Source organism: Arcicella sp. BE140 (genome assembly GCF_031456255.1).
GTDB lineage: Bacteria > Bacteroidota > Bacteroidia > Cytophagales > Spirosomataceae > Arcicella > Arcicella aquatica.
Genome location: NZ_JAVDUE010000006.1, coordinates 56,782 through 80,205, shown reverse-complemented (window position 1 = coordinate 80,205; position 23,424 = coordinate 56,782). Strand labels below are relative to the sequence as shown.

Genomic DNA, 23,424 nt, shown 5'->3' with positions numbered 1-23,424 from the left:
ATTAGTTAGCGATTCGTTTGGTCTCAATTAACTCATTCATTTTTCTGTAAATATCAGCACTCTTTCCTCCAAATTGCTTCTGACCATAAAAATTTGGAATACTATCAATATTTGGTAAAATCAAATCTTCTGTACGATTTGCAACTCCAACTCTTGCTTTTAATTGAAAAATTGAAAATGGTATTTTTGTAATGTTAGTTTGATAAAGATATAAAACTCCTTTTATATCAAATGAGCCTATGTTTTCGGGAATTGATAAAATTGGATTTTTATTTAGATTTAGTTCATAAATACAAATTTCAGAAAATATTTTAGGAATTTCACTCATTTGGTTATTCTCTAAATTGATATCAAAACTACGCTTTTTGTGAAGCAAATTATTGAAAATATTACCTAACGATATTTTTTTATTACCAAGACTTTCTATCTTATTATCACAGAATCGAAGTGATATATTACTATCAGATTTAGAACCAATACATATCACAGAGTACGGTAATTCTGTAATATTTGTGGAAGTAACATTAAGTCTATTCAACTTACTACATTTATAAAAGTTGTCTTCCAGTTTAGTAATAGGAATATTTGCTAAATGTACCTCTTCAATTTCTTCAAAATTTTCAAAATTTAGATTTAAGTTGCTAAGCTCATTATTGTCATGACAGGTCAATGTTTTTAAGTATTTAGAATCTTCAAATACATTAAGATGTAGCTGTAGGTTAGTATTGTGTAATCTTAAATTTTCAACTTTCCCGACAATAGGTTTGAAATTTTCAATTTGGGTAAAGTTTACGTTGTAAATATCCAATTGTTTCAAATTATTCATTTTGGGCAATAATGGCACTGCTAAATGAGTAGATTTTTCATCTCCCCAAATACCAGATAATGATAATGATTCTAAATTTCCAAACATTAAAAACTCCATCGGAAATTGATTGAAAATCACATTACTAAATCGAATTTGTTTGATATTATTATCACGAAAAAAAGGAAATGATTTCTCTAAATCAAAGGTTTGACCATTCCCATTGAAGGAAATACTATTTAAAAAATCTAAATCCATTAAGGTAGGTGAAAATTCAGTCATTGCATTGTCAATCCCTAAGTTGCCCAAATCATATAAAAGCCAAGACTTATCACTTGAAGTCTTGCTAAGTTTATGAAACCGCACCATTTTTGAAGCTAAAACACAGGCAAAGTAATCCAAATCTTCATGGTGGAATAGATGATGTGGTTGGCTGTTTCTTAGGCTATCTTTCCAGTTGTTTTTCAAGAAACTTTGTAGTTCAATTGAAGCGTATTTTCTAAATAGTTTTCGTGATTTTTTTCGTATTTCATTATCATCGTGAAATAGATGAATGACATACAAATAACTCAAAATAATCTTATTCGCTCCCCCACCCTCAATTAATTCAAGGATTAGTGTGATGTTATCATCTTCTTCATCCGTTGATTTTAATAGTCTTGTAATTTGTGAAACAAGCTCCTCATTGATTTCTTCCATCAAATACGGCATATCCTCCGAAAACACTTGGGCTTTGAAATAATCCTCTAAAATAAAGGGTTTATTTGCCTTCATGATTTCCTCAATATTGTCTTTAATTTTACTCGAAAGTAAGATATGCGTGACGCTATCATCCAACTTTTTGGAAATATTTGCCCCTCGTTTTTTTAGGTTCTCTTGCAATTCTTTCGAGGTACTGAACGTTGGCGTTCCAAAAAGATAAATGTTCACGCCATTCAAGGATGGATTACTGACGAAGGGATTTTCTAACAGTTCGCCAATCTCATCAAAATGCCCAAGAAGCAAAGCAAAGGCAATTTTTTTCTGAAAATCATTCTCTAATTGAAATTCATTTATTTTAACTACGGCTTTCTTTTCTAACTCAATGCCACCGTATATTCTTGATAAATCCACTCGTTGAAAGTCAAGTAAAGCGAATTCTAAGGGAATACCAATCGGAGATTTATCATTTGAATTATACTGATTTGTCAGATTACATCTCTTCAATTTATTGAGTATAGCAATATTCTCTGGGAAACTTCTCTCTGCAAACTGATACGTTAATTCTTCAATACTTTCGGACTTTTCTACCAAGTCCAACACATCAGCAAACGGTACTAGATAAACCTCAACCCTTTTTAGCGACTTCAATTCATATAGATTCTTGGGGAATGTTCTTCTATAATAACTTGAATAGGTTTCAAGGTAAGGTAATTTTGAAATGGTATCTTCCACATCCAAATCTCCTAAACCATCAAATCCAAAAGTGCTTAGTTTTTTTAGATTTTTCATGCCTTCGGGCAATGCTTTAAACGTAGCATTTGTAATCCCTAAGTACGAGATGTTTGTTAGTAATTGCAAAGATTCAACCTGGTCTTCAAAGACATTGCAGTTCAATGATTCGAGGCTTTTCATGTTTGATAAACCCACAAAATCCATGCGTAAATCTGGCTGCCCATAACGATATATCCGTTTGATTGTCTGAGACTTGTAAACTGATGGGGGCAAATTTTTAATTGTATTTATTGCATTAATCGAAAGGTCTTCCAGGGATCCCAATTGGTCGAAAAAATCAGGCAATTCGCTGATATTGGCTTCTTTATTTTCACCATCATAGAAAGAAATATACAGTCGTTTGAGTTTTTTCAAGCTGAATATCTCCATCGGAAAAGTAGTATAATCTCTGGGATTTATCGTCAAATCTTCAATGTCATGAGAGAAGAAATTTTCTCCTTTTTTTTTCAAATCAATGCTTGGTAAATTCTTCTTGTTTAGTTTTGAAAACTTACCTTCTTCCAAACTTTTCCAGAGGGTAGCCACTTCAAAATTAGGATTGTTACTCAATTTCAACTCTTTCAAATTAGGTAAATCTCCCAAATATTCTGGTAAAGTTTCTAATTGATTTTGTTCCAGATTTAACGACTCCAAATTTGTCATTTGAGAAATAAAATCAGGTAATTTTGCCAACTGAAAATTTGTTAAATTCAAAGTTTTTAAATTCAATAAATCCTTGTGGACATCCAACAAATGCTCATTCTTTAACCGCACATTTCCATCATAAACCAATTCTTTCAAATTAGTCATTTGCTTGATACTTTCAGGAAACGAATGCAAATCATTTTCCCTCAAATTGAGCGTATTGAGGGCTTTCAGTTCCTTAATACCTTCTGGAAGTCGTTTGAAAGAACAGTTTTTTAGGATTAATTTCTGCAAAGAATTACCCATATTTGTGCAAAATTCTGGGCTCAAATCTTTGATTGAGCAATAGCTCATTTCTAAATATTCCAATTGTTTCAGCGTATTGATTTGAGCGGGAATTTCTTTGAAAAGATTGGTGCGAAGAATGAGGTATTTTAGGCTTTGAAGCTTGGCAAATTCCACAGGAATAGCTGTGCTTTTGTTGCCCCAAAGCGTGAGTGATTCAAGGTTTTCAAGGTCGCCGATGCTACTGGGCAGATTCCCAAATTCAATTCGCATCAACGCCAAACCTCTTAGGTTTTTGAGGGTTGCCAATTGTGGCAACACAAAGTCAATTTGTAGTCCTGAGTTATAACTTAAATCTAATTCTAAATAGGGGATTTTTTCTAAGGCTTCATATCCCTTGGGGAGGGTTTTCAATCGTTTGCCTTGGAGGTCAATTCGGATTTTTTGTTCAGGTGCAGTGAGGGCTTCTTCTATGGTGTTATAAACTTTGATACTCGTTTGTATAGAAGACATTTTGTATTTGTCCATATTTAGTTTGTTGTTTTAAATAAGTGATTATCTGTCAGTAAAAATAGAAAATAAAATTAAAATAACAGCAATGGGATAAATGCGGACAACTGGGGTGAAAGAATAATTATCCTAAATTTCTTTTTTTAAATAGTTTATGTTATTTCGATAATTTTGTTCAATGGAATGGGGTAGCAAACCAACACTTAACGAATCGTCTATATTTGCTTCAAAAGGTTAATTCAAAATAAATCAAGTATGTTGTTATCGTATGCGATGCCGAATAATACTTCTAAAATCAACTAAACTTAATTCCTAAATAGTAGGTTAGATTGCTGGTATTACTGGTCAAAATCTACAAAAATTTGGTATTGTGAGATTTTATCAATTAAACATCGTTTTAATGGAACACCAAAATTAAAAAAATGAGAATTTTGAAATATTTGAAAATCCTTATGTGGCTCAAAAAGTCATCACATTTCTAAGGGGAAACTCCAGTTTAAATTTTGCTCCATATAATGATTTCAATTTGAAATCACATACGTAATCATTTTTAAAATTAATAACTATAGCTTGGAAACATTGATATGAAGTTAAAAACAATGTTGAAATCATTTAACGGTGAATCCAAAATCAGAACTAAGAATCAGTAGAATCAAGAATCTGAATCTAAAGACCAGAGCGGGATTCCAAGTATCAGGATCAAGACGAGTATTGCGTCTATAATATACCGCTGGAATACCTCAAACTAGTCGTAGGTTGTTTCCTACGACTCAAAATTTTAAAGAGCGTCTCGCTCGTACAATGTATCAGGGATAAATATTCCTTTTGCCTTGAAGCATTTTAATATATTCAATAAGCCCTTTCGAGCGTGAGGCTCTTCTTTGTTTTAGGTCTTAGAAAATACTAAGGTTAGTTTGGGGTTGATACGTCAGGATTAAAAATGGATAGTTTAAGAACGAAAAGAGCATTTCTATACATATAGCTTTCTCATATCATTATCAATGATTAGCATCCTTAAAAACTTGCCTTGATTCTATTGTCTGGTCTTCTTGAAATTGTCAGGCTGTTCAAAGGTTTCGATATAGTTTTAGAACGATATATTTATAATATAAAAATTTATGGAAACAAATTAGCAAAATATAGTGAATGCCTTGATAGATACAATTATCACAGGCAAGTCGAAGAAAAAAGAAGTATGTTTAGTAGTAATTTTTCCAAAGTAACCCATCTATAACTGATGAATTACTTTGGAAAAATTTATTTCAAAAGAACAAACCCTTTGCCTTTAACTACACCTCACTTTTCTCTTCTTCCAATTGCTTTTTCAATTGCTCAGTAATGGTTTTTATTGCTAACTCTTTGTTTTTCTTGGCATCATTCACCATTTCCTTTAAATCTTCTGGTATAGTAAAATATTTTTCTGCCCAAAGGTGTATTTCAAAAAGTATAGGCAATAAATCTATTCCCTTATGTGTAAGCCTGTACAAAACTTTTGCTTTGCTATCGGGGTGTTCCCGCTTTTCAATAATTTTATTTTCCTCAAGGGCTTGCAGTCTTGCGGCTAATATATTGGTGGCTATTCCTTCCGCCGATTTCAAAAAATCTCCATAGGTTGATTTTTGATACAACATTAAATCCCTTACAATTAACAAAGACCACTTGTCTCCAAATATTTCAAGAGAACAACTTATTGGGCATTCAGACCTCATTTTAGACATTTTATAAAAACATTTTAATAAATAACCTGAAAATCACTTGCATTTTGAAAGCGGTTTGTATATTTGCACTTTCAAAATGCAAGTAAATTTACAGTGTTCTTAATTAAAAGTAATAACATGAAACAAAATATTTTAATAACAGGTGCTTCTTCGGGCTTTGGTTTACTTATCGCAAACGAACTGCACAGAAAGGGTTACAATGTAATTGGTACAAGTCGCAACCCTGAAAAATCTGAGTCAAAAGTGCCATTTAGAATGATAGCATTAGACCTTGACTCAGAGCAATCCATAAGCACTTTGCCTGATAGAATTTTCAAGGAAATAGGTCAATTGGATATTCTTATCAATAATGCAGGCTTTTTAGTTTCAGGAATCGCTGAAGAAACACCTATTGAGTTAGGCAGACAACAATTGGAGACTAACTTTTGGGGTACTATCAAGGTGACAAATGCAGTGTTGCCATATTTTAGAAAACAAAAATTTGGTAAAATAATAACTGTAGGCTCAATTATAGGGCTTGTTTCATTTCCTAATGCTGCTTACTACGCTGCTTCCAAACACGCACTGGAAGGCTATTTTAAAGCCTTGAGATATGAGTTGAGTGAGTTCAATATTAGTGTTGCTATGATTGAACCGTCGGCTTTCAAAACAAATATTGTGGATAACTCATCAACGCCATTAAATAAAATTGAAGATTACAATCCACTTCGTAGAAAAATTGAAAAATTCACCAACGAATTAGTAACGCAAGCCGAAGACCCCGCAATAGTTGCAAGTAAAGTGCTTAAAGTAGTTGAAACTGATAAACCTAAATTCAGAAATATCGTAGGGAAAGGCACTTCTGTATTAATCAATTTACAACATTTTGCCTATGGGGTTTTAGAAAAAAATGTTCTCAATCAATTAAACAAATCTTAAAAATGAAAAATACTTTTTTTCTAATAGTCTTAATAATTCTAAAAATGACAACGTCAAATGCACAAAGCGTAAACTATTCTTACGCTACTGTCCCTACTCAATTTGTAGAAGCAAACGGGATTAAATTCGCTTATCGTTCTTATGGCAAAACAGGTGATATTCCAGTTATCTATTTTAACCACCTAACGGCAAATCTTGATAATTGCGACCCAAGAATTATGGATGCAATAGCAGGAGAGCGTCAAATTATTTCTTTTGATTATCGTGGTGTAGGTGCAACGACTGGCGAGCAAGGAACAAGTATTTCTGACATGGCAAAAGATGCTATTTCGTTTATTCATGCCTTGGGTTACAATCAAGTGGATATTGTGGCATTTTCGATGGGTGGTTTTATTACTCAGGAATTACTTTTGATAGAACCCACTTTGGTACGAAAAATAATACTTGCAGGCACTGGCTCAAGAGGCGGAGAAGGAATTAGCGATGTGGTTGGCTTAACTTATAAAGATATTTTTAAAGGACTGTTGACATTCAGAGACCCTAAGTTTTATCTATTCTTTACCCAAAATAAAGTTGGAAAAGATGCTGCAAGAGATTTTTTGAAGCGATTGAATGAAAGAACTGAAAACCGTGATAAAAAAGTAAAACTAAGTGTGTTGAAAAAGCAATTGAAAGCCATTGAAACATGGGGGCATGACACTCCAGTGGATTTGAGTGTTTTCAAACACCCTGTTTTAGTAGCTAATGGCGATAATGATAGAATGGTTCCTACACCAAATTCTTACGATTTGGCAAAGCGATTTCCAAATGCTGAACCAGTAGTAATTTACCCAAACTCAGGGCATGGTGGTATATTTCAATATCACGAAGAGTTTCTTAAAAAAGCTATCCCATTTTTAACAAAATAAATATCAAACAAATAAAAAGAATATCAACTTACTGTTCATTACTGTTTAGCAGTCGATGCTTATGATATTTTTGAAACAATCACTTTTGTAAAAGATGGTAAACAAGTTAATTAATTTAATTGAAGTAAAAATAATGAAAGCATTCATAGTTAAAAGCTACGGCAAGAAAAAAAAAATACATTTAGAAGATTGGGCAGTACCAACCGTAAATGAAAACGATGTTTTAGTACAAGTTCATTCAGCAGGTGTAAATTTATTAGATTCACTCATTAGAAATGGCGAATTCAAATTGTTTTTACCTTACAAACCCCCATTTATAAATGGTCACGATGTGGCGGGAATTGTAACCAAAGTTGGTTCAAAAGTTAGCAAATTCAAAGTTGGTGATGAAGTGTATGCTCGTCCTTCAGACCATAGAGTTGGAACTTTTGCCGAATACATTTCTATTGATGAGAAAGATGTTGCCTTAAAACCAAAAAATCTTTCGATGGAAGATGCCAGTTCTATTCCTTTGGTTGGTTTAACTTCTTGGCAGGCATTGGTTGAAGTTGCCAATGTAAAAAAAGGTCAAAAGGTTTTTATTCAAGCTGGCTCGGGTGGTGTTGGCACTTTTGCCATCCAGTTAGCCAAATATTTGGGGGCTTTTGTGGCTACAACCACAAGTGCTAAAAATATTGAGTTAGTAAAAAATCTTGGTGCTGATTTGGTGATTGATTACAAAACACAAGATTTTTCTAAAATATTAAAAGATTATGATGTGGTATTGCATAGCAACCGTGAAAAGATAGTTTTAGAGCAATCATTGGGCATCTTAAAAAAAGGTGGTCAACTCATTTCGTTAGTTGGCCCGCCAACACCAGAGTTTGCGCAAGAAATAGGTTTGCCTTGGCATTTGAAATTTGTCACCAAACTTTTAAGTGCAAGTGCCAAGAAAAAAGCCGAGAAACTTGGTGTGAAATTTCATTTCCTATTTATGAGAGCCGAAGGGAAGCAATTAAATGAAATTACGAAACTTATTGAAGCTGGTATAATTAAACCAATTATTGATAAAGTGTTTTCATTTGAGCAAACTAACGAAGCACTGACTTATGTTGAAACAGGCAGGTCGAGAGGCAAAGTTGTTGTTAAGGTTAGATAGTTTAATTTCCCCAACTGGTCGTAGCGTCAGGATTAAAGAAAGGATGATTTTAGTACGAAAATAGCACTATATTATAGCCAACTAAGTTGTTAGTTGATATATTGCCAATCCAATTTCATGGCTTTCAGCTATATTTAGTGATTTTAAAGCTCATTTAATTGATAATCCATAGGTAATTTATGTAACGTTATTTCCTAAATTATTGGTAGCATAATAACGTTACATTTTGAAACTGAATAAGAAAATAAACAAACATTTCTATAAGAAAAATTATTCAGAGATTCGTTTTATTAATCGTCTAAAGTCGCATTCAGCCCTAAAAATGCTACATTCTATCATGCAAAAAATTTGATTGAGCTGATTCATGATTATTTTATTGTCGGTTAAGTATGCCTGTTTTATTTGCAAACAAGTATAAATATTTTGGGTATGTTGCTCGTGTAAGGATGAAAGCTCATCTTCTATTTTCTCAAGTTCTTCTGTCTTTGTTCCTTGAATAAAGTGCTGCTTTAATAATATGATGCCTTCCTGAATATATTGCATATTATCACTCATCATTTCGTGATATTGCTGTACCAGAAAAAAAATTCTTGTATTTGACATTGATGTTTCCATGCTGTTTATGCTTTTTAACAAATGTTATGGTTATCAACTTAACGTTTAAATTGGCGAGTGATTTGTATTAAAATACAATTTTGCTATCTGAAAATAGAAAAGTTTTTTAGGTGTAGGTTATTATTGGTTTAAGCTAGAAAACATCTTTTTTCAGAGCCATTTTTTGCCCATTATTGTTGAGTAATGAACGTAAGAAAGCATCATTAGAGCAAGAAAAAAAATTGATTCTATCAACTTCCACTTGGAAGGACACATCACTTATAATTTTTTTTATAAACCATAAATGTACTTTGATTATCAATTCAGTATTACTTCGATAAATATTTTCTGCCTGTCCTCTAACAATATTTTGCATTAAGAAAGCGTATAATTTTTCATCAGTAAACTGCAAAAACAAACTATATGCAGAACTATATTGTATTAAATCATGATAGAACATCGGAGAAATAGTCAATACGTTGACCTCTACATATTGGAAATAATACCTTATTTCAGAAATTGCATTAGGTGAAATACTTGGCCAAACTCTAATGTACCGCTCAATTTCATTTAATAAGTGCTTTACAACATTTTCTATCAAAGCGGACTTATTGATAAAGTATTCGTAAATTGTTTTTTTTGATACTTCACATTTAATTGATATTTCATCCATTGTTACGGCATTAATACCCTGTTTAGCAAACAGGGACATTGCCGTTTCAATAATATGGATTTGTTTACTCTTCATTTTATTTTATCTCAACTCTCCAACAGCCTTTTTATAATTGGCTATATTAACTTTATACTCCACTTTGGCGTCTATATTACTACTATAAGCTTGTTGCCAAATCACCTGAGCTTCTAGTACATCCTTTCCAGTAATTGTGCCAGCTTTATAGCGGTCATTGGCCAATCTGAGGTTTTCTTCAGCTTGTTTCATTGAATGTCCTGTTAGCGCAATCTTTTTTACTGATTGGTTAATTTGCAACCACGCACTTTGTGCTTGAAGGTTAATTAACTCTTTTGTTCCCTCTAATTCCCATTGTTTTGCTTGTATGTGCAATGTTTGTTCTTTTACTTTCTTGGCATTTTTTCCCCAATCAAAAATAGGAATAGATACATTCAATAAGCCGTAATAAGACGTCATTGAATTTTCACCATTACTAAAATTAATTTTTTTACCTACACTGCTAAACCCAGATAATGAAAAACCTATTTGGGGTTTAAGGTCTGCTTTAATTAGCTTGGTTTGAATTTGCTCAATCTCAATGGCTTTTTTTAGTAAATTGATTTCAGGTCGATTGTCTGCAATTCCATCGAAAGACTGCGTCGCCATTGCACTGAAATTTCCATCAACTGAATCTTTAATATCGAAATCTGTATGATTAGATTGTCCAATGATTTGTGTTAAATTGAGTTTTGCCAAAACCAAGCCATCATTAGCTTTTGCTATGTTCAAATCAGCTTCATTCATATTTACCTCTACTCTTAATAAATCATTCTTATAAGTAAGTCCAGCATTTACTGCATTTTCGAGTTCAGCATGAAGTTGTTGCAACATTTCTTTGTACTTATTGGCAAGCACTATTTTATCCTTTACTTGAACAATCTGCCAGTAGGCATTTTCTACTTCAAATAGCACATCTACTTCGGTCATTGTTTTTTGCTCTTCTGTTATTTCAATAGCTTTTGAAGTAGCAACTTGACCCAATTTTATTTTTCCACCAGTATAGATAGGTTGTGTTGCTGAGACAGAACCATTTAATAGGGCAGGGGGAAGTAATTTGTCAAGAGGTTTTCCGACATGAACCCCCATGATTGAAGCATCAAAAGACGGGCGATTGTTGAGCCCAGCGGCCTCATTAGCAATTTTGGCTGCTGCAATTTGAGATTGTGCCGCCTTTATTTTTTTGTTTTGCGTCACTGCCAGTTGTCGGCATTCTTGAAGAGTTAGTGTAACGTTTTGTCCGTCACAAGGTAAACTTATCCCAGCAATTATTGTGACTGTTAATACTTTCCAATACTTGATAAAATTCATCTTCTTATTTTTAGTTTTTATCGAACTCACTTTAGTTTAGGAACATTTGGGGGATTCCCTCTCACACATAGGATTAAAAGATAACCTTCATCTCACTTATCCCCCTCAGCCCATTTTATTGTACTCATTTAAAATCTTAGAGATGTTCAGGCTTGTATTGAATTTCTACGTTTGCATCAAATTCATCGGCAGGTTCAGGTACTGGTTTTACAAATTTGTAATAAAGCACAGGAACAACAAACAAGGTAAGTACCATTGAAATAATTAGACCAAAAGCTAATACACTTCCAAGTGGAGCCCATAGTGGGGATTTGCCAACAATCATTGGGACAACACCTACTGCCGCTGCTGCTGAAGTAAGGAAAATAGGACGCATTCTACGTTTTGCAGAGGCTAAGGCGGCTGCTTTAATGGTATAATGATGTTCTAAAACCAATTCATCAGCATAATCAACGAGGATAATTCCATTACGTACTACAATACCAATGAGACTGATAACGCCCATAAAGGCAGTCATTCCTATTGGATTATTAGTGAGATATAGACCAAGAAAAGCTCCAAGTAAACTTAATGGGAAAGTTGATAAAATAATTAAGGTTTTAGCTAAACTCTTAAACTGGATTAGCAAAGTAATAAAAATCAATATTAAACTCACCCCTAAAGCGTTGAGCATTCCGGGTGCATTTTCAGCATTTGATTCATAATCACCTCCATATTCAATACTTATCCCTTCTGGTAAATTTAGTTTTTCAATTTTAGGCTGAATTTCCTTCAGAATATTCGAAGCTCTGATGCCATTTTGAGCTTCAGATAAAACAGAGAGTGTTCTAATGCCATTTCGGTGTGCAATAACCCCAGTATGCCATGAAGGTTTAAGTTCTGCTACTTCATTCAAAGGTACTTTCGTTCCATACATTGTACTTAAATGCAAATTTCCCAATTGGTTTACATCCTTTCTGCTATTTGCATCTAATCGAAGAAAAATATCAATGGGTTTATCTCCTTCCCATAATTGAGAAACTGCAAAACCTTTTAGTCCAGCTCCCAGCGTTTGAGTAATTACCTGATTGGGTACCCCCAAACGAGCAGCAATATCTTCTTTTACATTTAGACTAATACCTAAGTAATCATTTTCGTAGTCGGTACGTACCCAGTTTGTGCCTTTCGCTTGGCGTAAGATATCCTCTATCTGTAAAGCCACACGTTTCTGGTCGTTGATGTTATTGCCAATTACTTTTACAGCTATCGGAGAGCCTTCTTGAAAACTCAATTGTCGGAATCTAATATAAGCGTCCTTTACTAAGTATTCAAGTTTAGGACGATACTCATGTACAATATCATCAGTAGCCTTGTTATCAACGGTTGTGATAAATAATTGCGCAAAATTTCTGCGTGGAATTTCTGGTGCATAAGTAGTCTGAAAACGAGGTGAACTAGTACCTACAAAACTTGCAACACTCACAACTCTTTTGTCTTTTTTCAAAATAGCTTCAACTTCTTTCACGGTTTTATCCGTTTCAGAAAGAGCTGTTCCATCAGGCATCCAAACTTCGATATTGAATTGATTACGTTCGCTAGTTGGAAAAAACTCCTGATCAACTTTACTAGCAATTAGGAAGGCCATTAATACAGCGATTACTGCAGAAACCATCGTTGTTTTTGGCCATCGGAAACAAAATTCAACAGATATATTAAATATATTTTGTAAATAATCTAATAATGATTTTCTCGGTGGGCGGTCAGACACTTTGTGTTTTAGCCCTTTTTTGATAAATACATAACATGTATAAGGTGTTAAAAATAAAGCAACTAACATAGAGGTAATCAATGCAATGTCAACTGTAATAGGTAAAGAGGCCATAAAGTCTTTGGCTATACCATTCATAAAAAATGCTAATGGTGCAAAAGCAAAAATAATAGCTAAAGTGGCGGTAAATATGGGCAAAGTAAGTTGGGTTGCTGCCTGCCAAGCACCAGTCCACGGCGTAATACCCTCATCTAGTTTTTCAATGTAATTATCCACCACCACAATGGCATTATCCACTACCATTCCAAGCACAATAATAAGTGCTGCCAGTGAAACCTGATGTAGTTCTACACCAATCATATTCATCAACCCAAAAGTGATAAGAATGGCAATAGGTGCTGCAATAGAAGAAACCGCTGCCATACTGAAAGGCAACAATAACATTACTACGATGATAACAGACGCAATAGCCATTCCGAACTCAATCATAAAATGGTCGATACTTTCAGCAACAACCTCTGGCTGATTAACTATCGTTTCAATTTTTATGTCATCGGGAAAGCTACTTTGAAGTTTTTTTAGTTTCTCCTCAACCTTTTCTCCAAAAGCTACAATATTGTTGCCAGGCTGCATCTCTGTTGAAATCAGCATCACTTTATCATTTCCAATACGAATGTATGAAGACTCCTCTTCATAACGTCTTTCTATATACGCAACATCTTTTAGTCTTACTATTACTCCCTTAGGTGTTGTATAGATTACTTGATTGGCGATATCAGCTTCTGTTTTGTATTGACTGTTCGTAAATACAGGAATAGTATTTTTACTGATTGTCATTTCTCCAGAATAACCTGTAATGTTTTGCATTTGTAATGTTTTGACTATCGTTCCCAAGTCAAAGCCATATTGTAACATTTTTTGGTCATCTACAGTAACATAAATTTGTTGTTTCTGCCCGCCAGAGCGATTAATTTTTGATACTTCAGGAATTGTTTTTAGTACATCTTCCATCTTATCAAGATACTTCTCTAGCTCTGCATAACTCCTTGTCGAAGAAGAGACAGCTATGATTTGAGCCGTTACATCCCCAAAATTGCTATTTGTAATTGGACCAATTACACCCGCTGGAATATTACCACGAACAACGGTATTAAACCCATGCTGTAAAGTAGCCCAAAATTTCTTTCTATCTTTTACGCTTGTATGGAGCTCAACTGTGATAAAGACCTGTCCATCTCTTGTTTGCGATTTTGTTTTTTGTTTGTTTACTTCTTCAAAAGAGAATAAATATTGTTCTATTTTGGAAGTTACTTGTTTTTCCATTTGTACCTCATCGGCACCAGGATAAAAAGCATACACCATTGCTACTGGCGTATCAATTTTAGGGTCTTCGGCACGGGGCATATTCCGAAGGGAATAATAGCCAAATATCAATAACAAGCAAGTTATAACTATTGTTACCTCCTTGTATCTCATTGCAGCCTCAATAAAATTTACCTTTCGTTTTTCCATTTTTTTATTTTGCTAAAAACTGACATTGATGTATCATTTTAAAAACTTACTAATGAGCCATCTCTGAGTTGAGTCTGACCTTCCACAATAATTAAATCCCCTTTAGTTAGTCCGTCTTTTACAATTGCTTCTTTACTTCCAATAAGACTACTTATGGTTATACGCTTCCGAACAGCCTTTTTCTCTGCATTGACAACAAATACATAAGTAATGTCATCTGCATCTCTAAGTACTGCCGTAGCTGGAATCGTAATTACAGGGACATACTTATTTGGATTAATTGTTACATTAGCAATCATGCCAGGTAGTAATTTTTGCCCGATATTATTCAAAAGGATTTTTGCTGAATAGGTTTTTGAAACAGCATCTGCTTGTGGATTAATAATTGATATTGTTCCTTTTACTGAATCACTTAAGGTCGGAATAAAAACATTTGATTGCATGCCTACTTTAAAACTTCCAATCTCATTTTCTGGGACAGTGATTTTAGCATAAACTTTATCTGTTTTAATAATGGTGAATGCAGGAACACCAGGAGCGGCCATACTTCCACGTTCAATCAACTTCTCTGTAATAATACCCGACATAGGAGCATACAATTTACTGTCAGAAATATGTTTACTATTAATACTTTTACTGGCTTTAGCCTGAGCTAGCTTTGTTTTAATATCGATATAATCTTTTGCTGGAAGACTTCCTTTTTGATAAAGTTCATTGAGTCGCTGATACATGTCTTCGGCTTGTTCTAGGCCTGCATTGGCAATAATTAACGCATTGTCGTATTCGGTAGCATCAATGCTTGCCAAGAACTGACCTTGTCTTACAAACTGACCTTCTTTCACCGTAACGTTGTTGATTACACCAGGTACTGCAAAACCTATTTTGGTAATTATATCTGGCTCGATAGTAGCAGAATAGCTAAGTTTCTGGCGACTATTAATTTCTTCAACTTGCTGAGTCGTTACCTTAACAGCCTTAGGTTTATCTTGCGTTTCTGTAGGCTTATTTCCACAGGCTGAAAGCATTAGGGTGGTCACTAATAAAGGGAAAACCTTTACGAGATTTGACTTTATCATAAGGATATTCATGTTTAAATGATACTATAATTTGATGCTACAAAGTTGGCACACCCAATAGCATTTAAAAAGGTCATGAATTCGCTAAGATTGGTCAGAAAGTCGTTTTTCTATTTTTTGAAATGATAAGAAGTTGAGATTATTTTACAAAAATTAATATCGTAACGAATTAATCTAATTTGCGATATTCTTTTGGAGAAATTCCAGTATGTCTTTTAAAGAACTTTCCAAAGAAAGACTGGTCACTAAAATGAAGTTCTTCTGCAACTTCGGAAATGCTTAAATTTGAATCACTCAAGATTATTTTTGCTTCTTGAATAACAAAGTCGTCAATAATTTCTCCTGCACTTTTTCCAGAAATTTCTTTGACGGTTTCAGTAAGGTATTTAGGTGTAATATTTAGCTGAGAAGCATAAGCCTGAACATTGCGTTGAAATTTAACTTTTTGTTGTAAAAGAGATACAAAGTTCATCACCAAAGTTTCTTTTCTGGACAAATTAGTACTTTTAAATATTGAGTACTTTTTAGCAAAACCGCCTAATTCGTATAGAAGAATATTAAAATGAGTATAAAGTAGTTCTTTCCCAAAAGGATGTTCTTTTATATCAACAGTACGATATGAGATTTGCTCCAACAGCTTTTTTAGGGTATTAGCATCTTTAGGCTCTAGCGTCCAAAGAGGTAAGCTTTGATAAGTCAAATAACTAAAAACTTCAGAGATATTTTTAACTGTATCGGTCGCTTTAGTCATAAAGTTAGCATTAAAAGCTATACTTGATACAAGAGCATCTTTTGTAGAGACAGAGCGTTTCAAATCGTTTGGAGAAACAATAATAATACTGTTTTTCTTAGCACTGTACTCTTCTAAATTAATATCAATTCTTATCTCTCCCTCTAAAACGAGGAATATGATGAAACAGTCTGTACGAAAATATTTCTTGAAGATTTCAAGCTCAACCAAAGGAATATTCACTTTTATGCTAAAATCATCTGATTTTATATCATAAAGTTCAGGCTGTGGATCGTCTATCATTAAATCTGTTAATTTATAGACTGGTACACTATTCTCTTTGGGTTTCATATATGTAAATTCAACTCTTTGCTTGAGAAAATAATTCGACAGTTCGTAAATTTATTACATAATTTATAATTTTCAAGTCTTGTGTTTTCATAAAAACTATTTTAATAATCATTATTTGTCTTCTTTTAACCAGATTCAACTCCTTATGAAACTCTAAAAGTAATTCTTTATATTGATTCAAATAAGAGGAATCGCCATATAAGTTACCATCTTCTTTATATATTAGTTAATGTTTTGCTCATGAAATAGGGAACTAGCATAGTTTAATATTAGTTAACATAACATAAATTATAATACAAGCCACATGCTACTAAAACTACTTGACACATAAATGATAAATCATGAACATCAATGAGTTAAAAAAAATAAAAGAAATAAAAAGCTGATGAAGCCAGAAATCAACAAAGTCAAGGGCTTAGAAGCCAAAATAAAATGGCTCAAAAAAGAGGTAGCATTGAGGGTAATTCCGCAGGTGATTGAGACCTACAATAATTACGGACTCCATGCCACAATTCTGGACGAAATGAAAATTAAGAAGATATTCATATAACAAAACAAGGTTTTATAATGTGTTGAAAAACAAGCTAAAAGGTTTAATAGAAACTGTCAAGCTATTTTAGACGCATACGAAAACTCATACCTATGTTAGGATTACAAATAGTAGATAAGAGTATTAAAAATACTGGATTCAATCGGTATGTAGAATGCTAATTGAATCCAGCAAAGCCATTAAACAAACTTAATAAAAATAGTTTCTTAGCATATCTATGTATTTTAACTTTTTTAAACCCTATACATGGTAAAATCCCTCTGCCTCATAAATATTAATCTTGCAAAGTAAAGTATGGAAGACGATTTAGTGGTACATTGATTTGAATGCTTTGTCCGCCTTGATATTTTTTTCCTGTTTCATCAATCCAATTGCCTCTTGGTAATTTTACAGTTCTTGTATATCCTTTATCAATCATGGGAGTCACTAAATATTTATTACCCAACATAAATTGATTATCACAAGATTCAAACCCTTGTTGAGGAAAAACATATTCTAAATGCCTAACTATGGGTTCGCCATCAACTGCTGCATTTTTGGATAACTCTATGATATAATTACCCATTTTAGCATGTAATTGTGCTGCTTCACGAACGATATTCAAGTGTTTTTCATCCAATACTCGCCAAGGAGCTACCGAAAATTGCATCATCGGCATCAAGGCTTGTATTTGAGCCGAGCGAACCATTAACTCTTGGTCAAATTTAGTATAATCTATGTTTTCAAAAGTTGATAATAACCCACCACCAATCATGTCTGGACAAGTAAAAGGATGACCAATCAAGCCAGCAGATAACATATCTGGCACGAGTAATTTTAAATCGTCCCAAGAATATTGTTTGTCTTGTAAACGTTGAGCAATAGGTTGATTACCATTTTTCCAACCAGCCCTAAATTCATTGAAATCGAATTCAGCTCCTAATTTACCAAACATTTCTGCTTGAATAGGTCCCGAGGTGTTGGTATCTTCATTTGGAAAAACCTTTGAGCCTTTTGTATAAAAATCAAAGTCCACAGCATCAAATTTAAAGCCATCAATTCCATAAGTATTTTGTAAATTTTTCAATTTTGTTCTTAACCAATCAATCGCATTTGGTTTAGATAAATCCAAACAAGCACTATAGCCATTCCACCATTTTATGATAGCAGGACTTTTGCTATCTTTTTTAAGTACTAAACATTTGTTTTTGGACAGATATTCAAACTCTTTACTGTCGGGACTTACAAATGGTGTAAGCCATAACATTACTTTAAACCCTTTGCTGTGTAGTTCGTCCACCATTGCTTTAGGGTTTGGAAATTTACTTGGGTCAAAACTGAAATTACCATAGTCTTTCGACCAAATGTCATCAATCATAAATACTCCCGTTGGGAAATTATTTTTGATAATATCGTTGGCATATTTCAATACTTTGGGCTGGTCTTGATTATAATTTAGTTCAATCCACATATTGTACTGGGGCATTTTGAACATCAATTCATTAGGTGTTTTTCCAGAAGGAGGAAAATATTTTTTCATTGCCCCTAAATATGCTTCACGTAGTGTTTTGCCAGCAACAAAAGCCTCTATCTTTTCAATATCTGAATGGATAATTAAACTGCCGTTTTTCAATTCAAAAGCAAAAGGTTCGTTACTCCAAACATAACGACCCAAATTTGAAATCAACAACGGGGCAGCTTGATTCCCCCTGTTATCCTTCCGTAAATCTTTTAATTTTTCGTCATCCTGATAAGGCTGGAATGTTAAATCCTTCAAGGGAGTATTGCAAAATGCTTTGGCGGTATAAGCACCATACCATTTTTCGTTTTCTAATGATTTTATTTCTGATATGTATACCTCGGCGTATACATTTACCGAAAAAAGGATAAAGAGTAGTACAAATATTTTTTTCATGTTTTGATGTTATTTCACAATTCTTGTTAGAAAATATATTTATTTTTTTATAGGAAGTAAGCTAATATTTAGGGGTTTAATACTTTTCTTTTCTATCCAAACGACTAAGTCTGTACCCTCTAAACTATCTCGAAAACCATAGCGAAAGGCTTTGCTTCTAGCCACAGGAATATTATCAATTTTGAGAGAAACATCATGATTTCCCCAATTTTTAACAATAATTGAGGCATTTTCAATAGGTGAATTGCTATTAGCCTCTAATGTAAAATTCAATGCGGCTAGTTTTTTAGAAGATATTACATGATAAGCTCTTTCACTTGGTACATAATAACCTCCTGCATAAAGTGAATTATCTGCTAATTTAATTTTAGCAGGTTTTGACCATGATTTTGTTAAATTAATTAAATCTTGTGCTTTTTTGCTAGTTAAGCCATGTAGCATAATTTTGGTATGAGAATCTTCCGTCAATTCATAAGCATCCCAATTGGCGTTGGAAAGCGATGAATGTGATGCATAATCAGAGTCCATTGCATAGCGTCCATCAGATGCTTTTTGTGCTGCTGGCCAATGATTCCACCATGGATACATACTTACATCTCTTCGTAATTCCCCATTATATATATTCCATTTTGGGTGTGCTTGTGGATCGATGATTACAAAAGGTTTTAATATTGATTTAGTATTAATTACATGAATATTGGCTGATTCTGGTAATTGAACATACCCCTGTTTATCTGCTTCTGTGGGTATTCCTTTACTCCAATCGTAAACATGGGTTTCGCCTTTCATGTTCGCAAGTGTTAGCCCTTCTGGCTCTAGCACCTGTTCTGGGCGTTGTCCTGGCTCCATTACTACAATCCCCTCATGCCATTCATGTGCTGACTGAGGTTGAGAGCTATACAAGGTTATTTTCCGAGTAGCTACACCGTCTGGATAAATAGTGTATTGTTCATCTGCCCATTCACCAAAACCAGTCAATGAGTCAACTCGAGCCATTTCGTTCCAATTATCAATCAAAGCATATCGCCAATGAACTACCACCCTAGCATCGTTAGTCTCAATGATTCGAACATTTGAAAACTGGCAACGTTTATCAGACATGGGTTCATGAGAGCCTTTGGCACTCCAAGTTTCTAAGAATTCATTATTATACCAAATACCATTTTCTGTTATCCAATGTGGTATATAGCTTGTACCGCGCCAAAAAACAAATTTGCTGGCATTCTCATCAAAATTAATCACTACATCAGCATTGTCGCCCATGGGCCAAGGTTTGTCCCACGACTCATAATACTTCAATTTAGCATAAACGCCCCCAAATTTTGTTGGTTTTGCATCAGACAAAGGCAAGTTACGAATTGCAAGTTCAGGCACTTGAGAAGGTTTAGTATTTTGATAATATTCTACTATTTCTGAACTCTTTAAAGCATTATCATAGATTTTAAGTTCATCTATTAAACCATCAAAAAAAGTATAAACTGCCTCTGTAGCATTAGGACGAACCGTTCCTTCTGGTTTTTGGCGTAGGGTACTCTTCCCCACAGAAATCTCTTTAGAACTTGCTGGCACAAAATCTCCTATCGATTTCGCAGAAGCAACCAGCTTACCATTCAAATATAGCAAAATACCCTCTGACGGGGAATAAACTCCTTGGATGTAAACCCATTGACGAAGTTGAATTTTTTCACCTGACTGTACATCAATCAATTTATCTTCAATATAAACTTTGAAACCAGCATGACCATTTGCATCCACACCTAGAAAAAAACCTTTCTTTGTGCCAATGTTTTGATCAGCAACTGGACACCAATGAGTAGGATATGCCCCTAATGCAATCCAAGCACCAACGCTGAAATCTCCCTCAATATCATTTTCTAATACTGCTTGAACAAAACTTGTATTACCATCTAATTGCAAAGCATTACCAATTACACCTTTTACTTGTTTATGAAAAACTCCATGTATTTTTCCTCTTGTTGTTGAGTTTTCATCCTTAACGAAATAAGAACGATTAATTTCTGGGGAAGGAATTCCTCGGCGAACCAAAGGCTTAATTTGTTCTTTTTTTTCGATTGTATCAAAATTACAATACAAAACAGTTTTGCTTTGACTGTATAAGAAACAGAATTTAAAATAAAATAAAATTAATAAAGCAACTCTCATGATTTCTAAGATATACATTTTACTGAATACTAATCAACGATTTATCTGCTAATAATATCGGGGCATCGTAAACAGGAATATTACTGAAAACATATTTGTTTCCTACTTTTGTCCATTGATTAACTGGGATTTCATAGACACCTCCCGTAATCATATCCACATAAACAGGCTGGTCGAAATTACCATTGATTACAGTAAAATTCAGGTTTTTGGTTATGTTGGTATTTGTTGGAATGGCTTCGTCTGACCAGATGCTAAACAGTTGCTTTCGGGATTGAACATTTTCGTAGCCATACACTGACAAACTTCTATCTGTACCTTTATTATACTTTATTTCTCCTCCAATTAATTGGGCTTCGCTGTTGTGTGTTGGTTCGAGTTTTTTGATTCTTTGAAGAGAATTATCAAAAACAGAAGCTACATTTTGCATAGCATAATAAACCATTTTAGGGCGAACCACCCTGTTTAAAGAATCAGCCTCTAGAAGCCCCTTTACATTTTTTTTACTAATGGGTCCTCTAGCTACACCATAATTCATCTCGATAATTCCTAAAATACTTGATTCAATATCATGCCCTAAATCACCCAGCATTCTACGAATATTCCATTTGGCTTGCGAAAGCTCAGTCCAGTCATAATCCCCTAAAGCACCTCTACCACCACCACTAAACGAAGGCGAGCCATTTTCTCCTTGGCGAAGTTTAACGCTTGGTGCATACTTATCTAAAATAAGTCTTAGTTCTGCTACACGCCCATAATTTGCATCTGGATTATAGACATAGTCATGATAGGTCATATTATCAAAAAGTTTCATTTTCCCTTTTTGATGAATAGTTTTAAAGAAAATATCTGCATATTTTAAATCTATATGCCCCATAGCCAGCCCCGATATTTTAGCATTTGGCTGGTTTTTTTTGATGATTTCAGCCGTTCTGATATTCAAATCTGCTACTTTTTCGGGTAGGTTAATTTCATTATCCCCAAAATTTGGTTCATTCCAAATTTCCCAGTCTGTTACTTTATTTTTGTATCGCAAAACCAAGGCTTCTACCCATCTATCCCACGCTTTTAGTGCTTCTGATGAGGTAGGTATCCCAGCACTTAAATTAACACCACCCCCACCTTCATAAATGGGGTTGCCATACGAGGTTTCCAGCCAAGGCTGAAAACCTTGACTGTAGGCATCATCAATAATTTTATCAAGCCATTGCCAGTCGTATTTTCCTTTTATTTTTTCTGTTTTAGCCCAACCAGCCTGCATCCTTAAACGCTTGATACCCAAAGGGGCAATATAGGCTTTATATTGCTCATAATCAGCCATATCTCGGTCTAAGGTTTCACAGCCAAGTATCCAGTTAGATGATGTGATTTCATGAGTATTCTTTGGTTTGATTGTACCAATTTTGGTAAAAGGTATTTTCAAATCGGTAGTTACTCTGTCATTAGAGGTGTCTATCTTCTGAGAAAAACCTACTGAAATTATCATGAACATGTATAAACATGCTAACAGAAAACGCTTAAAAGTATTCATACAATATGATTTTACTTGATTCAAAATATGCTAATATATTAAACTTCGATTATTTTTTACTTCCGACAACTACCTTCCCATCCATCCACCATCTACTGTTACAATGGTACCGTTTACGTAACTGGCCGCATCTGATGCTAAAAATAATGTAATACCTTTAAAATCATCGGGCTTACCCCATCGACCCGCTGGAATTCTTGATAAAATAGAGGTACTTCTATCGGGGTCATTACGTAGAGCTTCTGTATTATCGGTAGCGATATAACCCGGAGCAATGGCATTAACATTAACACCTTTACCTGCCCACTCATTGGCTAAAGCTTTTACTAAACTACCGATTGCCCCTTTACTAGCTGCATAGCCTGGCACCGTGATTCCCCCTTGAAAGGTAAGTAATGAAGCTGTGAAAATTATTTTTCCATTACCTCTTACTACCATTTCTTTACCAAATTCCCGAGCTAAAATAAATTGAGAATTAAGGTTAACCTCTATGATTTCATCCCAATACTCATCTGGATGTTCTGCTGCAGGTTTTCTAAGAATATTGCCTGCATTGTTCACCAATATATCTACAAGAGAGTGTTCTGCTTTTACTTTGTTGATAAAATCATACAAAGCTGAACGGTCTTTAAAATCACATTGGTAAGCATAGAATTTTCTGCCCAGTTCTTTTACTTCTTGTTCTACTTGGCTATCTGTTAGTTCTAGCGATGCCGAAACACCTATAATATCAGCTCCTGCTTCTGCTAAAGCCAATGCCATTGCTTTGCCAATACCTCTTTTACAGCCCGTAACAATGGCTGTTTTTCCTGTTAAGTTAAAGCTATTTAAAATGCTC

General features: G+C 34.1%; 16 protein-coding genes. 4 read left to right on the top strand and 12 right to left on the bottom strand.

Annotation, left to right across the window (positions count from 1 at the left end; genetic code table 11):
- Position 1: 1 nt before the first annotated feature.
- On the bottom strand, positions 2-3,736 hold the full coding sequence (locus J2Y60_RS10965) for a hypothetical protein (protein ID WP_309917899.1): 3,735 nt from the start codon (positions 3,734-3,736) through the stop codon (positions 2-4).
- A gap of 1,271 nt (positions 3,737-5,007) precedes the next feature.
- Positions 5,008-5,436: a helix-turn-helix domain-containing protein gene (locus tag J2Y60_RS10960; protein WP_309917901.1), complete on the bottom strand. Its 429-nt coding sequence runs from the start codon at positions 5,434-5,436 to the stop codon at positions 5,008-5,010.
- A gap of 117 nt (positions 5,437-5,553) precedes the next feature.
- On the opposite strand from J2Y60_RS10960, the gene J2Y60_RS10955 reads away from it, so the two are divergent.
- The 3 genes from J2Y60_RS10955 to J2Y60_RS10945 all read left to right on the top strand — a co-directional run bounded on the left by J2Y60_RS10955 (position 5,554) and on the right by J2Y60_RS10945 (position 8,400).
- Positions 5,554-6,354, top strand: coding sequence for an SDR family oxidoreductase (locus tag J2Y60_RS10955; protein WP_309917905.1), 801 nt, complete (start codon positions 5,554-5,556; stop codon positions 6,352-6,354).
- 44 nt (positions 6,355-6,398) lie between these two features.
- Entirely contained in the window at positions 6,399-7,262 is an 864-nt protein-coding gene (locus J2Y60_RS10950; protein WP_309917909.1) for an alpha/beta hydrolase, read from the top strand.
- Positions 7,263-7,395: 133 nt separating this feature from the next.
- Positions 7,396-8,400 carry an NADP-dependent oxidoreductase gene (locus tag J2Y60_RS10945; RefSeq protein WP_309917911.1) on the top strand — a complete coding sequence of 335 codons (1,005 nt, stop codon included), beginning with the start codon at positions 7,396-7,398 and terminating at the stop codon, positions 8,398-8,400.
- 270 nt (positions 8,401-8,670) lie between these two features.
- On the opposite strand, the gene J2Y60_RS10940 is transcribed toward J2Y60_RS10945, so the two are convergent.
- The 6 genes from J2Y60_RS10940 to J2Y60_RS10915 form a co-directional block, all read right to left on the bottom strand.
- Positions 8,671-9,015 (bottom strand): hypothetical protein, encoded by a 345-nt coding sequence (locus J2Y60_RS10940; protein ID WP_309917913.1) that lies wholly within the window; start codon positions 9,013-9,015, stop codon positions 8,671-8,673.
- Positions 9,016-9,148: 133 nt separating this feature from the next.
- Positions 9,149-9,742, bottom strand: coding sequence for a TetR/AcrR family transcriptional regulator (locus tag J2Y60_RS10935; protein ID WP_309917916.1), 594 nt, complete (start codon positions 9,740-9,742; stop codon positions 9,149-9,151).
- 6 nt (positions 9,743-9,748) lie between these two features.
- Positions 9,749-11,032 carry a TolC family protein gene (locus J2Y60_RS10930; protein ID WP_309917918.1) on the bottom strand — a complete coding sequence of 428 codons (1,284 nt, stop codon included), beginning with the start codon at positions 11,030-11,032 and terminating at the stop codon, positions 9,749-9,751.
- A 136-nt stretch (positions 11,033-11,168) separates the two neighbouring features.
- Entirely contained in the window at positions 11,169-14,291 is a 3,123-nt protein-coding gene (locus J2Y60_RS10925; protein ID WP_309917921.1) for an efflux RND transporter permease subunit, read from the bottom strand.
- 38 nt (positions 14,292-14,329) lie between these two features.
- The gene (locus J2Y60_RS10920; protein ID WP_309917925.1) at positions 14,330-15,367 is read right to left on the bottom strand and encodes an efflux RND transporter periplasmic adaptor subunit; all 1,038 of its coding nucleotides are present in this window, start codon (positions 15,365-15,367) and stop codon (positions 14,330-14,332) included.
- A gap of 169 nt (positions 15,368-15,536) precedes the next feature.
- Complete coding sequence (locus tag J2Y60_RS10915; RefSeq protein WP_309917927.1) at positions 15,537-16,448, bottom strand: helix-turn-helix domain-containing protein; 912 nt, start codon at positions 16,446-16,448, stop codon at positions 15,537-15,539.
- A gap of 385 nt (positions 16,449-16,833) precedes the next feature.
- Between J2Y60_RS10915 and J2Y60_RS10910 the strand changes: the two genes are divergently transcribed.
- Complete coding sequence (locus J2Y60_RS10910; protein ID WP_309917929.1) at positions 16,834-16,998, top strand: hypothetical protein; 165 nt, start codon at positions 16,834-16,836, stop codon at positions 16,996-16,998.
- 274 nt (positions 16,999-17,272) lie between these two features.
- Here J2Y60_RS10910 and J2Y60_RS10905 read toward each other — a convergent pair whose 3' ends face one another.
- From J2Y60_RS10905 to J2Y60_RS10890, 4 genes are all read right to left on the bottom strand, one after another.
- On the bottom strand, positions 17,273-18,892 hold the full coding sequence (locus J2Y60_RS10905) for a glycoside hydrolase family 31 protein (RefSeq protein ID WP_309917932.1): 1,620 nt from the start codon (positions 18,890-18,892) through the stop codon (positions 17,273-17,275).
- A gap of 39 nt (positions 18,893-18,931) precedes the next feature.
- Positions 18,932-21,073 carry a LamG domain-containing protein gene (locus tag J2Y60_RS10900; RefSeq protein ID WP_309917935.1) on the bottom strand — a complete coding sequence of 714 codons (2,142 nt, stop codon included), beginning with the start codon at positions 21,071-21,073 and terminating at the stop codon, positions 18,932-18,934.
- 1 nt (position 21,074) lies between these two features.
- Positions 21,075-22,586: a GH39 family glycosyl hydrolase gene (locus tag J2Y60_RS10895; RefSeq protein ID WP_309994626.1), complete on the bottom strand. Its 1,512-nt coding sequence runs from the start codon at positions 22,584-22,586 to the stop codon at positions 21,075-21,077.
- A gap of 69 nt (positions 22,587-22,655) precedes the next feature.
- Positions 22,656-23,420: an SDR family oxidoreductase gene (locus tag J2Y60_RS10890; RefSeq protein WP_309918070.1), complete on the bottom strand. Its 765-nt coding sequence runs from the start codon at positions 23,418-23,420 to the stop codon at positions 22,656-22,658.
- Positions 23,421-23,424 lie beyond the last annotated feature (4 nt).